Source organism: Pseudomonas sp. CFBP 13602 (assembly GCF_014842725.1).
Taxonomy (GTDB): Bacteria; Pseudomonadota; Gammaproteobacteria; order Pseudomonadales; family Pseudomonadaceae; genus Aquipseudomonas; species Aquipseudomonas baltica.
Genome location: NZ_JACYVT010000008.1, coordinates 147,120 through 160,661, shown reverse-complemented (window position 1 = coordinate 160,661; position 13,542 = coordinate 147,120). Strand labels below are relative to the sequence as shown.

The following is a 13,542-nucleotide window of genomic DNA, read 5'->3' as shown; positions in this document are numbered from 1 at the left end:
ACATTTTCTTCAGGGGCTACCCTGTTCGTGCCGACGTCGCCGCCTGACCTGCATAAAAAAACCACCGCAGGCGGTGGTTTTTTCTTGCAACGTTGCGCTTCAGCTTTTCGGCGCCTGCGCTGGCTGTGCCAACTGGGCCTGGCCCGTACGCTCGTACCAGCCGCCACCCAGGGCCTTGTACAGATTGACCTCGCTGGTCAGCTGCGATAGCCGGTCAGTGATCAGCGATTGCTGGGCACTGAACAGCGAGCGCTGGGCATCGAGGAAGGTCAGGTTGCTGTCGATACCGATCCGATAGCGACGCTCTGCCAGGCGGTAGTAATCCTGGTTGGCCTGTACCGAGTCACGCTGGGCCTGCAACTGCTCGTTGTAGGTCTTACGTGCAGCGAGGCCGTCGGACACTTCCTGGAAGGCTGTTTGAATGACCTTCTCGTAGTTGGCGATGTTGATGTCCTTCTGGATCTTCGAGTAGTCCAGGCTTGCACGCAGCGCACCGGCGTTGAAGATCGGCAGGCTGATGCTGGGCGAGAACAACCAGCTGCCGGAACCGGCGTCGAACAGGCCGGACAACTGGCGGCTCGAGGTGCCGGCGTTGGCGGTCAGGCTGATGCTGGGGAAAAACGCTGCGCGAGCCGCGCCGATGTTGGCGTTGGCGGCCAGCAAGGCGTGCTCGGCTTCGAGGATGTCCGGGCGCCGGGTCAGCAGCTGCGACGGCATGCCTGCGGGTACTTCGCTGAGCAGGTCGGCATCCAGGCCACGGGCTTCAGGCAGGTCCACCGGAATGCGCGTGCCCAGCAGCATGGTCAGGCTGTTGCGGTCCTGGGCCACCTGGCGGTGGTAGCGGGCCAGGCTGACGCGGGCGGTTTCCACCGCGGTGCGCGCCTGGCTCAGGTCCAGGGCCGAGGACACGCCCACTTCGGTGCTGCGGCTGGTCAGCTTGAGGCTCTGCTCGAACGCGCCCAGGGTGTCCTGGGTCAGCTTCAGCAGCGCCTGGTCGGCCTGCCAGGTCAGGTAGGCATTGGCCACGTTGGCCACCAGGCTGATCTGGGTGGAACGACGTGCCTCCTCGCTGGACAGGTAGGTTTGCAGCGCCTGTTCGTTGAGGCTGCGGATGCGGCCCCACAGGTCCAGTTCATAGGCGCTGACGCCCAGGGTGACCCCGTACTGGCTGGAGATGCCCGACTCGCCAAGCTGTGACAGGTCGGCCGGTGTGCGCTGACGCGTACCGGTACCGTCGGCGTTGATCGCCGGGAACAGATCGGCGCGCTGGATGCGGTACTGCGCCCGGTAGGCCTCGATGTTCAGGGCCGCCACGCGCAGGTCGCGGTTGTTCTCCAGCGCCACCTGCACCAGGCGCTCGAGCGCCGGGTCGGTGAAGAACTGCCGCCAGCCTTGCTCGGCCGCAGCCACTTCGGCCGCATCGGCGGGCGCGTAGGCCTCGCCTTGCGGAAACTGCTCGGCCACTGGCAGGGCAGGCTGCTGGTACTCGGGGATCATCGAGCAGCCGCCGAGCACGAAAGCGGCGACAGCGATGGATATCAGTGACTTGCTCATTGGCCAGCCTCTTCATGTGTAATGGCTTTGTCGTTGCCCTTGTCCTGCTCGTGTTCCTTGTCGTATTTGCTCTTGAACATCGACGACACGGCCACGTAGAACATCGGCACCCAGAAGATTGCCAGGACGGTGGCGGTGATCATACCGCCGATCACCCCGGTACCGATGGCATGTTGGCTGCCCGAACCTGCGCCGCTGGAAATCGCCAGAGGGACAACGCCGAGGATGAAAGCCAGGGACGTCATGATGATCGGCCGCAGACGCATGCGGCACGCCTCGGCTGCTGCATCGACCAGGCTCTTGCCCTGTTCGTGCAGTTCCTTGGCGAACTCGACGATCAGAATGGCGTTCTTCGCCGCCAATCCCACCGTGACCAACAGGCCCACCTGGAAGAACACGTCGTTGGACAAGCCGCGCATGCTGGTGGCGATCAGCGCACCGATCACACCCAGCGGTACCACCAGGAGCACCGCGATCGGGATCGACCAGCTTTCGTACAGGGCTGCCAGACAGAGGAACACGAACAGCAGCGAGATCGCATAGAGCGCCGGGGCTTGCGAGCCGGACAGACGTTCTTCGTACGACAGACCGGTGAACGAATAGCCGATGCCATCAGGCAGTTTCTTCGCCAGCGCCTCGACCTCGGCCATGGCGTCACCCGAGCTGTAGCCCGGTGCCGGAGTACCCAGGATCTCCATCGCCGCCACGCCGTTGTAGCGCGACAGTTTGGGCGAACCGTAGATCCACTCACCGGTGGCGATGGCCGACAGCGGCACCATGGTCCCGGAGTCGTTGCGCACGTACCACTTGTTCAGGTCTTCGGGGGTCATCCGCGCTGCCGCTTCGCCCTGCACATAGACCTTCTTCACCCGACCGCGGTCGATGAAGTCGTTGACGTAGCTACCGCCCAAAGCGATGGACAGGGTCTGGTTGATGGTCGACAAGGTGATGCCCAGGGCACTGGCCTTCTCGTCATCCACGGTGAGCTGGTACTGCGGCTCGTCGTTCAGACCGTTGGGACGCACGCCCGCCAGGATCTTGCTCTGGGCGGCCATGCCGAGGAACTGGTTACGTGCCTCCAGCAGTTTTTCGTGGCCAACCCCGCCCTGATCCTGCAGGTAGAAGTCGAAGCCCGATGCGTTACCCAGTTCCAATACCGAAGGCGGGACCACGGCGAAGACCATGGCATCGCGGAAGCTGGCGAAATGCTTCTGCGCCCGCTCGGCGATCTTGAACACAGTCGTCTCGGCGTCGCGCTCACCCCAGGGTTTGAGCATGACGAACGCCAGGCCCGAACTCTGGCCACGACCGGCGAAGTTGAAGCCGTTGACACTGAACACCGACTTCACACCGGCGCCTTCGCCGTTTTCCCCATCGAGCAGGAAGGTGCGCATCTCGTCGATGACCTTCTGCGTCCGCTCGGCCGAGGAGCCTGCAGGCGTCTGCACCTGGGCGAAAATCACGCCCTGGTCTTCTTCAGGCAGGAACGCCGAGGGGATGCGGGTGAACAGGAAGATCATGCCAGCGAAAATGATCAGATAAACGATGAACGCCGGCAGCTTGTGCGTGACCATGCGCTTCACGCCGTTCTCGTAGCTGACCACGCTGCGGTCGAAGGTTCGGTTGAACCAGCCGAAGAACCCACGCTTGGGTTGGCCGTGTTTTTCCGGATCGATCGGCTTGAGCATGGTGGCGCACAATGCCGGGGTGAAGATCAGCGCGACCAGTACCGACAGCGCCATGGCCGAAACGATGGTGATCGAGAACTGTTTGTAGATCACACCGGTGGAGCCGCCGAAGAAGGCCATCGGCAGCAGTACCGCCGAGAGCACCATGGCGATACCGACAAGCGCGCCCTGGATCTGCTCCATGGACTTCTTGGTCGCCTCCTTGGGCGACAGGTGCTCCTCCGCCATGACCCGCTCGACGTTCTCCACCACCACGATCGCATCGTCCACCAATAGTCCGATGGCCAGGATCATGCCGAACATGGTCAGGGTATTGATGGTGAAACCGAACGCGGCGAGTATGCCGAAGGTGCCGAGCAATACCACCGGTACCGTCATGGTCGTGATGACCGTGGCGCGGAAGTTCTGCAGGAACAGGTACATCACCAGGAACACCAGCACGATCGCTTCGATCAGCGTGTGCACGACGCCGGAAATCGACTCGGTCACGGTCGGCGTGGTGTCGTACGGGTAAACCACTTTCATGCCTGGCGGAAAGAACGGCTCCAGGTTGGCCACGGTGGCACGGATCGCCTTGGCGGTGTCCAGTGCGTTGGCGCCCGAGGCCAGCTTGATCGCCATGCCCGAGGCCGGCTTGCCGTTGAACTGGGCGTCGATGCTGTAGCTCTGGCCGCCCAGGGCGATGCGTGCAACGTCCTTGAGACGTACCTGCGAACCGTCAGCGTCGACCTTGAGCAGAATGTTGCCGAACTGCTCGGCGGTCTGCAGGCGGGTCTTGCCGATGATGGTGGCGTTGAGCTGGGTGCCAGGCACGGCCGGCAGGCCGCCGAGCTGACCGGTAGCGATCTGCACGTTCTGCGCGCTGATCGCGGCGCTGATTTCCACCGGTGTCAGTTGATACTTGTTCAACTTGGCCGGGTCCAGCCAGATGCGCATGGCGTACTGCGAACCGAACACCTGGAAGTCGCCCACACCCGAGGTCCGCGAGATCGGGTCCTGGATGTTGGAGACGATGTAGTTGGACAAGTCTTCACGGGTCAGCGTGTCGTCTTCGGCCACCAGGCCGATCACCAACAGGAAGTTCTTCACCGACTTGGTCACGCGCAGGCCCTGTTGCTGCACTTCCTGCGGCAACAGTGGGGTGGCCAGGTTGAGCTTGTTCTGCACCTGCACCTGGGCGATGTCGGGGTTGGTACCCTGGTTGAAGGTCACGCTGATGGTCATGCTGCCGTCGGAGTTGCTCTCCGAGGAAACGTAACGCAGGTTGTCGATACCGTTGAGCTGCTGCTCGATGATCTGTACCACGGTGTCCTGCACGGTCTGTGCGGACGCACCTGGGTAGGTGACCTGGATGTCGATGGCGGTCGGCGCGATGGCCGGGTATTGGTTGATGGGCAGCTTGAGAATGGCCAGCCCACCCACCAGCATGATCACCAGGGCAAGTACCCAGGCGAAAATGGGTCGGTCGATAAAGAATTTAGACATCGATCACTCACCTTTGCCGTTGGCGGCAGGGGCGGACTGTTCAGGAGTCAGGTTGCCAGCATCCTTGACGGTCACATCGGCACCCGGCTTGACGTATTGCAGACCTTCGGTGATCAAGCGATCGCCGGCGTTAAGGCCCTTTTCGATCACCCAATAGGCGCCATCGGTGCGATTGGCCACCAGCTGACGCTGCTCGACCTTGTTGTCCTTGTTGACGATCAAGGCGGTCGGGGTGCCCTTCAGGTCACGCGTCACGCCTTGCTGGGGCGCCAGGATGGCTTCGCTGCGCACACCGGCCTGCAGCTTGGCGTGCACGAACATGCCGGGCAGCAGCACGTGTTCCGGGTTGGGGAACACGGCGCGCAGGGTCACCGAGCCTGTGGCTTGATCGACCGACACTTCGGAGAACTCCAGCTTGCCGGCCTGGGCGTACTCGCTGCCGTCTTCCAGGGTCAGCTTGACCGAAGCGGCGTTGTCGCCAGCCTTCTGCAGCTTGCCGCTGTCAAGGTCGCGTCGCAGCCGCAGCATTTCGGCGGACGACTGCGTCACGTCGACGTAGATCGGGTCCAGCTGCTGGATGGTCGCCAGGGCGTTGGTCTGGCCATTGGTCACCAGTGCGCCTTCGGTCACGTCGGAACGGCCGATGCGGCCCGAGATCGGCGCCATCACCTTGGTGTAGCGCAGGTCGATCTGCGCGCTCTTCACCGAGGCCTCTGCCTGCAGCTGCTGCGAGCGTGCGTTGTCGTATTCCTGGCGGCTGACGGCTTGCTCGTCGATCAGCTGCTTGTAGCGCCCGGCCAGCGACTTGGCCGACTCAAGCGTCGCCTGGGAGCTGCCCAGCGTCGCCTCGTACACCGACGGGTCGATCTGGTAGAGCTGCTGCCCGGCCTTGACCTCGGTGCCTTCCTTGAACAGACGCTTGAGGATGATCCCGTTGACCTGCGGCCGTACTTCGGCCACGCGGTACGCGGTGGTCCGGCCCGGCAGTTCGCTGGTCAATGTGTAGGGTTGGGTTTTCAGGGTAACCACGCCGACCTGAGGAGCTTGCTGAGCCTGTTGCGGGGCTGCTTCTTCCTTTTTGTCACAGCCGCTGAGCAAGGTTGCCAGGGCGACGGCGGATACCAGAGCGGTAACAACTGGCTTGAATTGCATGAAGATCCTCGGGTCGTGAGCGCGGGGGAGGGCTCAAGAATAGTGGAAAGGTAAAAAAATGTTACGACTGGATTAATAGCTTACTAACGAATATACTTACATTCGTGGTTGTTTGTAAACAACTTGATGGCCTGATGCCCGCGACGTTGCGGCGCACCCATCGATATTCCGGACAAGCCCCGCACAAAAGGGATTCCCGGCCTGAGCAGGCGCTGCGTTACGCATCGCGCGTGCATTGAAGATTGAGGTTCGACTGCCATGGTTCGCCGTACCAAAGAGGAAGCCCAGGAAACCCGCAGCCAGATTCTCGAGGCGGCCGAGCAGGCCTTCTACGAGCGCGGCGTGGCGCGCACGACCCTGGCCGACATCGCGACCCTGGCAGGGGTGACGCGCGGCGCCATCTATTGGCACTTCAGCAACAAGGCGGATCTGGTCCAGGCCATGCTCGACAGCTTGCAGGAGCCGCTCGAGGAGCTGGCCCAGGCCAGCGAGAGCGAGGATGAGCCCGACCCACTGGGTTGCATGCGTCAGTTGCTGATCCGCCTTTTCCAGCAGATCGCCGTAGACCCCAAGACCCGCCGCCTCAACGAAATTCTGCATCATAAGTGCGAGTTCACCGATGAAATGTGTGACATGCGCCGCCAGCGCCAGTCGGTCAGCATCGACTGCAATGTGCGCATCGAACGGTCGTTGCGCAACGCCGTGAACCGCGAGCAGTTGCCGCACGATCTGGACACCGTCAGGGCGGCCATCGCCTTGCACGCCTATATAGATGGCATGATCGGCCAATGGTTGCTCGTCCCCGACAGTTTCGATCTGTACCAGGAAGCGGAGCGTTGGGTGGACCTGAGCCTGCAGACGCTGAGCCTGACACCGGCGTTGCGCAAATAAAGTTCTGAATCAAGTTGTAACAGCGCCCCCGCTCGCGCCATCATCGACCCGACACCATCCAGCCGCTGCCCGAGTACCTGCGTGCGGCGGACAGGTCACGACCGGTACCCTTTCATCATCCTGTTGCGAGCGTGTGAATGAGCGTGCAAAACCCGTTGCTCACCGGGGTCAACCAGCCGCTGCGCGGTATCGCGCTGATCTGTCTGGCAACGTTGCTGTTCGCCAGCCACGACGCCTTGTCCAAGTACCTCTCCGGGCTGTTCCCCATCGTTGTGGTGGTGTGGGCGCGCTACGTGGTGCACACCTTGCTGATGCTGGTCATATTCGTGCCGCAGACCGGGCTGTCCACGGTGATCCGCACCAAGCGGCCGGGGCTGCAGCTGTTGCGCGCGCTGTGCCTGATCGCCACCAGCCTGTTCTTCACCACCAGCCTGCGCTACATACCGCTGGCCGAAGCCACGGCGGTCAACTTCCTGGCGCCGCTGTTGGTGACGGCGTTGTCGGTGCCGCTGCTCAAGGAAGTGGTGACCCGCGCGCAATGGGCGGCGGTGATCACCGGCTTCATCGGTGTGCTTATCGTGATCCGCCCTGGCGGTGCCCTGTTCACACCAGCCATTCTGCTGCCGTTGATATCGGCGTTCTTCTTCGGCCTGTACCAATTGCTGACGCGCAAGCTCAGCAGCATTGATAGCCCGACCACCAGCAATTTTCTCGCGGGTATCTTCAATACGCTGATCATGAGCGCCGCGCTGCCGTTCTTCTGGCAGGCGCCGGGGTGGATCGATGCATTGTTCATGGTCGGGCTGGGCACCTGCGGCATGCTCGGGCATCTGTTGCTGACCCAGGCCTTTCGCCATGCCGCGCCGGCGCTGCTGGCACCGTTCAGTTACGGGCAGATCCTGTTCGCCGGGATGTATGGCTACCTGATCTTCGACCACACCCCCGATATCTTCGGGGTGGTGGGCATCAGCGTGATCTGCCTCAGCGGCCTGGCCGTAGCCTGGGCCCAGCGCAAGAAGCGACCGGTTGCCTGAGCGGGCCCCTTCGCGGGTAGAACCCGCTCCCACAGTTCCCGCGAAGGGGCCAGGCCTGGCCTGCACACAAGCTACTTCTCCCGCTCCCCTGTGGGAGCAAGCTCTACCCGCGAAGAGGCCAGACCTGCCCGGCACACAAGCCATTTCCCCCTAGAACCCTGTGGGAGCGGGTTCTACCCGCGAAGAGGCCAGGCCTGCCTTGCGCCCAAGCTACTTCTCGCCATGCCCGCGGCCGCGCAATTCCAGATTGGGCAGCGCCAGTGCCACGGCCACTCCCAGCAGGGAAATGCCGGCACTGGCCCACAGCAAGTGCTGGAAGGTCTGCGCCAGTTCCATGCGCAAGGCATCGCGAGCAGGGCCGGCCGCAGCGTTGAGCCCGGTCAGCAGCACGTTGTCGGTCATTACCTCGAGCCCATGACCGCTCAAGGCACCATACGCCAACTGCACACCGTGCAGCATGGCCAACAGCAAAGCCGACAGACAAGCCACGCCAACAGCGCCGCCCAGCGAGCGAAACAACGCCAGGGTACTGGTGGCCACGCCGATGTCCCTGGCCTGCACCGAATTCTGCGCGCCGACCAGCGAGGTGGGAAACTGCAACCCGCAGGCAAACCCCGTCAACAGCATGAAGGTCACGCTGAGCAGCAGGTTGTCCGGCGCACTGAACGCCATGCCCAGAATCCCCAGCGGAGCGAGTAACGCCCCGGTCAGAATGATGGGTTTGTAGCGCCCGGTCTGCGATGTGCGACGCCCGCCCAGAAAAGCCCCGATGGGCAACCCCAATGCGAGTGGCAGCAGGTACAGAGCCGCCTGGTCCGCCCCGGCACCGGTGACGGTCTGGAAGCGCAGGGGCATCATCACGCTCAGCCCGATGGCCTGGAAGCTGGTGAAAAACACCGTGCACCAGCACAGCACCGCTGCGCGATTGGCAAACAGATGCATCGGCAGCAGCGGTTCGCGAAAACGTCGTTCATGCCAGACAAAACCCAGCAGCGCTGCCGCGGCAATCACCAGCAGCGCCCACACCTGGGTGTCATCCAGCCCATGCCCCTGGCCAACGCGGGTGATGCTCATGAGCAAGGTGCTCAGGCCGACGATCATCAGCACCGTACCCAGGTAATCGATGATCGGCGTACGCTGCGGTATGGACAGCCCCGCCAGCTTGCGGCTGGCGTACCAGCAGGCGAACGCGCCCAGCGGCAGGTTGATCAGAAACACCCAGCGCCACGACAGGTACTGCGTCATGTAGCCGCCCAGTACCGGGCCCAGCACGCTGGCGGCTGCGTACATGCTGCTGAAATAGCCCTGGTAGCGGCCACGTTCGCGCGGCGGCACGACATCGCCGATGATCGCCTGGCTCACCGAAACCATGCCGCCAGCGCCGACGCCCTGCAGCAGGCGCGCCAGCACCAGTTGCTCCATGCTCTGCGCCATGCCGCAGAACAGCGACGCCAGGGTGAACAATCCCGTGCCGATCAGAATCATGCGTCGGCGTCCGTACAGGTCGCCCAGCTTGCCGTAGATCGGCGTGGCCACGGTCATGGCCACCATATACCCGGAGATCACCCAGGCCAGGCGGTCGACGTCGTTGAACTGGGCGGAGATCGCCGGCATGGAGACCGCAACGATGGTCTGGTCCAACGCGCCCAGGAAAATGGCCAGCATCAGGGCCACCAGAATGCTCTTGATAGCCGGCGGGGAGTGGCTGAGATCGGTCACAGGTAGGCCTGCAAAGAGACGCCCCGGCAAGATGGCCACGGGCTGCGGTCTTCGAGTGTACTTGATAGCTAGCTATCGGTTCTATTGGTGATCTGCGGTTTTTTTCAACCCTGCGAGCGTAACATCAGAGGCTGATGCGCAGGCGAGCCAGGTCACGCACCGGTGGTGCGCCGAAATGCCGGCTGTATTCGCGGCTGAACTGCGAAGGACTTTCGTAGCCCACGCGATACCCGGCGGCCGACGCATCGAGATCTTCGCTGAGCATCAGTCGACGAGCCTCCTGCAAGCGCAGCTGTTTCTGGTACTGCAACGGGCTCATGGACGTCACGGCCTTGAAACGGTGATGCAGGGTGGACACGCTCAGGTTGACTTCGCGAGCCAGGTCTTCGATGCGCAGGCTGCGCTGGAAATGCCGATTGATCCAGGCGATGGCCTGGCTGACCCGATGGGTCTGGCTGTGGGCGACGGCGATTTCATACAAGCGGTGACCCTGCTGCCCGCCCAGCAGGCGATAGAGGATTTCCCGCCGCACCAGTGGCGCCAGCACGGCAATGTCCTTCGGTGTTTCCAGCAGCCGCACCAGGCGCAGCACGGCGTCGAGAAACGCCGTGTCCATCTGCTCCACGTACAGGCCGCGCTGGGTCGAACGCGAAGGCACGCCCAGCGGCCCGGCGTCGGCGATCACCGCGTTGATTTCGTCGGGGTCGATGTCCAACCGCAAGGACAGGCTAGGGTCGCCGGGGCTGGCATCCAGGATCCGTCCCGAGATCGGCATGGCCACCGACACCACCATGAAGTTCAGCGGGTCGTAGATATAGCGCTCTTCCCCCAGGCGCACCTCCTTGCTGCCGTGGGCAAGGATGCACAGCGCCGGTTGCACCAACGCCGGGAACGACTGCACGCACTCTTCATAGCGCACCAGATGCAAGCCGCTGATCGCGGTGCCATGGCAGCCGGGTGCCTGTGCGCCACGGGCAATGCGCTCGGCAAGTTCGCAGCGACTTCGTTCCAGGGCAGGGTGCAGGGGCAGGGCAGCAGGTGCGGCGGGTTTCATGCAGGCTCCATGATCTGTGCATCACATGACCACGAGGATAATCCGCGCTTAATGCCAAGGGTAGACGATAGCTGCAGGATGTTTGCCCAATTCTGCCAAGTTGTCGGAGCGTCTTGTCCGAACCCGCACGTGCACTGTGCGGATGGGCAGGAAAACCGCCACACAGGGCCGCTTGGGTTGATTGAAACTGCAACCCTGCAGGATCGGGCAAGACCTTGACAGGAAACGGCTAACCCCTGTGGTCCGGGGTTGCGTAACGTTGTCGCTGCAACCTTGTTCACCGCAGACCGTTCAATCAGGGAGAGTCGAGCATGAACTCATTATCTACCGTCAGTCACTGTGCCTTGGTCACCGCCCGGCATGGGCATTCCGAACAGGTCGGGCTGGGGTTGTCGGCACTGGTGCGGCCTGCGCTGGGCATGCCCGGCTGCCTGCATTTTGCAGTCCAGCGCAGCCACGGCGACGAGCGATTGTGGCAAGTGGCCGGCGTCTGGCGCGATCACGCCGCGATGACCGCCTGGTTCAAATCCCCCGGCATGCAGGTGTTCTCCGACCTGGTCCAGGGCCTGCTGGTCACCAGCCTCGATCTGCACACTTTCGAGGATGCCGCGATCGAACAGGCCAGCGCGGCCTGAGCTGCGTACAATCGTGGCTTTTGCATAGCTGCGAGGTACGTCATGGCACGCAAGGTATTCGAACATCACGAAGCGGTTTCAGCGGTAGTGCCCAATGAAGGCAGTTACCACGCCGCCATCGCCATCAAGGCCCTGCAGGGTGGTGGTGCGCCGCGGTTCCACAAGGTGCTCGACGGCCGGTCGTTTCGTACCGCGCACGAGGCCGATGGTGCTGCCGCCGAGGTTTTGCTGACTCTGGCCTCTGTCGACGATGAAGGCGAGCCGCGCTTCGAGCCTACTTGACCTGCGGTCGGTGCATCTTGAACAGCGCCTGCGGACCGATCTCGAAATAATCGGCCGGCCCGCCGCCGCGCAGGATCGGACCGGCTGCGGCCGTGTCGTAGATCCCGTCCTTGAGCAATGACTTGGCGATGTGCACCGCCACCACTTCACCCAGGATCAGCCAGGTGGACACTTCCTGCTGGTCGGCGCCCTTGAGCTGAATGATCTGCGTCACCTTGCACTCGAACGACACCGGCGCTTCGAGCACCCGCGGCACGCTGACGATTGTCGACGGTGCATGGTGCAGGCCACTGAGTTCGAACTCGTCGACTTCGGGGCCGACCGCGGCGCAGCTCTGGTTCATCTGCTCGGCCAGGGCACGAGTAGACAGGTTCCAGACGAATTCACCGGTCTGTTCGATGTTGTTCAGGCTGTCCTTGCGTCCCACACTGGCGAAACCGATGATCGGCGGCGTGTAGTTGAAGGCGTTGAAGAAGCTGTACGGCGCCAGGTTCAGGCGACCTTCACGGTCGTGGGAAGAGATCCAACCAATGGGCCGCGGGCCGACGATGGCGTTGAACGGGTCGTGGGGCAGACCATGGCCCTTGGCCGGCTCGTAGTAGTAGGTGTCATCCGACATCAGGGGCAATCCTCAGCGTTCAGGTGCCCCCAGTGTGCGTCGGCCATGGCGGCCAGTGCAACTGCCCCCGCCTTTGCGGCGCAGGCATGCTCAGCTTCAGTCCGTTTCGATCCGTGAGTGCGTCTTGGTGTCCTTCATGAACACGTACACCAGCAGCGAGCAGGCGATGCAGGCGGTCACGTACCAGTAGTAACCGGTTTCCATGCCGATCTGCTTGAACCACAGGGCGATCAGTTCGGCGGTTCCGCCGAAGATCGACACGGTCAGCGCATAGGGCAGGCCGACGCCCAGGGCGCGGATCTCGGTGGGGAACAGCTCCGCTTTCACCACGGCGTTGATCGAGGTGTAACCGCTGACGATGATCAGCGCCGCCATGATCAGGAAGAACGCACCCCACCAGGTTTGAATGGTGTGCAGCGTGGTCAGGATCGGAACGGTACACACCGTGCCCAGTACCCCGAACGCGATCAGGATGGGGCGGCGTCCGATCTTGTCGGAGAGGGCGCCGACCACCGGTTGCAGGCACATGAACAGGAACAGCGTGGCCGCCGAGATAGCCGTCGAGTCCGCTTTGCTGAAGCCCACCGTGTTGACCAGGTATTTCTGCATGTAGGTGGTGTAGGTGTAGAAAGCCAGGGTACCGCCCATGGTCAGGCCGACCACAGTCAACAGTTCCTTGGGGTGGCGCAGCAGGGTGCGCATCGTGCTTTCCTTGGATTCCTTTTTCTGGGTGAAGGAGTCGGTCTCTTCCATGCCACGGCGCAACCACAGCGCCACCACTGCGCACAGCGCGCCGATCACGAACGGTACACGCCAGCCCCAGCTGAGCAGCTGTTCTTCGGTGAGCGTCTGCTGCAGCACGATCAGCACCGCCAGCGCGATCAACTGGCCGGAAATCAGGGTCACGTACTGGAAGCTGGAGAAGAAGCCGCGCCGTTCCCTGGTTGCCATCTCGCTCAGGTAGGTGGCGGACGTGCCGTACTCGCCGCCCACCGAGAGGCCCTGCATCAGCCGCGCCAGCACCAGCAGCACGGGCGCCCAGATGCCGATGGTTTCGTAGCTTGGTGTCAGCGCAATGACCAGCGAGCCAAAGCACATCAGCAATACCGACGCCATCAGCGCAGCCTTGCGGCCCTTGCGGTCGGCGTACAAACCCATCAGCCAGCCACCGATGGGACGCATCAGAAAACCGACGGCGAAGATCGCGGCGGTGTTGAGCAGTTGCGCGTTGAGGCTGTCCTTGGGAAAGAACACCTGGGCGAAATACAGCGAGAATGCCGCGTAGACGTACCAGTCGTACCATTCGACCATGTTGCCGACCGAGCCACTGAAGATCGACTTGACGCGGCTGGCGGTGGTGCGAGGCGGGGCGGATGCAGCGGTTGCCCCGGCGGGCAGGGTGTTGGAGTTATCCATGATGGATCCTTCT

11 protein-coding genes are annotated in these 13,542 nt (G+C 62.8%); 4 read left to right on the top strand and 7 right to left on the bottom strand.

The features are described 5' to 3' along the window. Nucleotides 1-99: 99 nt before the first annotated feature. The 3 genes from IFU31_RS17695 to IFU31_RS17685 are packed head-to-tail and all read right to left on the bottom strand — an operon-like array spanning nt 100 to nt 5,879. Complete coding sequence (locus IFU31_RS17695) at nt 100-1,554, bottom strand: AdeC/AdeK/OprM family multidrug efflux complex outer membrane factor (protein ID WP_122479408.1); 1,455 nt, start codon at nt 1,552-1,554, stop codon at nt 100-102. After that, the gene (locus IFU31_RS17690; RefSeq protein WP_192057636.1) at nt 1,551-4,727 is read right to left on the bottom strand and encodes an efflux RND transporter permease subunit; all 3,177 of its coding nucleotides are present in this window, start codon (nt 4,725-4,727) and stop codon (nt 1,551-1,553) included. Before IFU31_RS17690 ends, IFU31_RS17695 begins: the two co-directional genes overlap by 4 nt. Before the next feature lie 3 nt (nt 4,728-4,730). Then, nucleotides 4,731-5,879, bottom strand: coding sequence for an efflux RND transporter periplasmic adaptor subunit (locus IFU31_RS17685; protein ID WP_122479406.1), 1,149 nt, complete (start codon nt 5,877-5,879; stop codon nt 4,731-4,733). 258 nt (nt 5,880-6,137) lie between these two features. Here IFU31_RS17685 and IFU31_RS17680 point away from each other — a divergent pair, with 258 nt between their 5' ends. Further along, complete coding sequence (locus IFU31_RS17680; RefSeq protein WP_122479405.1) at nt 6,138-6,770, top strand: TetR family transcriptional regulator; 633 nt, start codon at nt 6,138-6,140, stop codon at nt 6,768-6,770. A gap of 137 nt (nt 6,771-6,907) precedes the next feature. After that, a complete protein-coding gene (locus tag IFU31_RS17675) occupies nt 6,908-7,804 on the top strand; it encodes a DMT family transporter (protein WP_122479404.1) in 897 nt (298 codons plus the stop codon). Nucleotides 7,805-8,014: 210 nt separating this feature from the next. Here IFU31_RS17675 and IFU31_RS17670 read toward each other — a convergent pair whose 3' ends face one another. Continuing rightward, on the bottom strand, nt 8,015-9,523 hold the full coding sequence (locus IFU31_RS17670) for an MDR family MFS transporter (RefSeq protein WP_342345292.1): 1,509 nt from the start codon (nt 9,521-9,523) through the stop codon (nt 8,015-8,017). Nucleotides 9,524-9,647: 124 nt separating this feature from the next. Further along, entirely contained in the window at nt 9,648-10,577 is a 930-nt protein-coding gene (locus IFU31_RS17665) for an AraC family transcriptional regulator (RefSeq protein WP_122479402.1), read from the bottom strand. Nucleotides 10,578-10,888: 311 nt separating this feature from the next. Between IFU31_RS17665 and IFU31_RS17660 the strand changes: the two genes are divergently transcribed. Continuing rightward, nucleotides 10,889-11,212 (top strand): putative quinol monooxygenase, encoded by a 324-nt coding sequence (locus tag IFU31_RS17660; protein WP_192053660.1) that lies wholly within the window; start codon nt 10,889-10,891, stop codon nt 11,210-11,212. Nucleotides 11,213-11,254: 42 nt separating this feature from the next. Beyond that, nucleotides 11,255-11,494 carry a hypothetical protein gene (locus tag IFU31_RS17655; RefSeq protein WP_192103980.1) on the top strand — a complete coding sequence of 80 codons (240 nt, stop codon included), beginning with the start codon at nt 11,255-11,257 and terminating at the stop codon, nt 11,492-11,494. On the opposite strand, the gene IFU31_RS17650 is transcribed toward IFU31_RS17655, so the two are convergent. Together IFU31_RS17650 and IFU31_RS17645 are read right to left on the bottom strand one after the other, a co-directional pair. Beyond that, nucleotides 11,487-12,113, bottom strand: coding sequence for a flavin reductase family protein (locus IFU31_RS17650; protein WP_122479399.1), 627 nt, complete (start codon nt 12,111-12,113; stop codon nt 11,487-11,489). The two genes, IFU31_RS17655 and IFU31_RS17650, sit on opposite strands and share 8 nt — an antisense overlap. Nucleotides 12,114-12,209: 96 nt before the next feature. Beyond that, entirely contained in the window at nt 12,210-13,529 is a 1,320-nt protein-coding gene (locus IFU31_RS17645; RefSeq protein WP_185793992.1) for an MFS transporter, read from the bottom strand. Nucleotides 13,530-13,542: the final 13 nt, after the last annotated feature.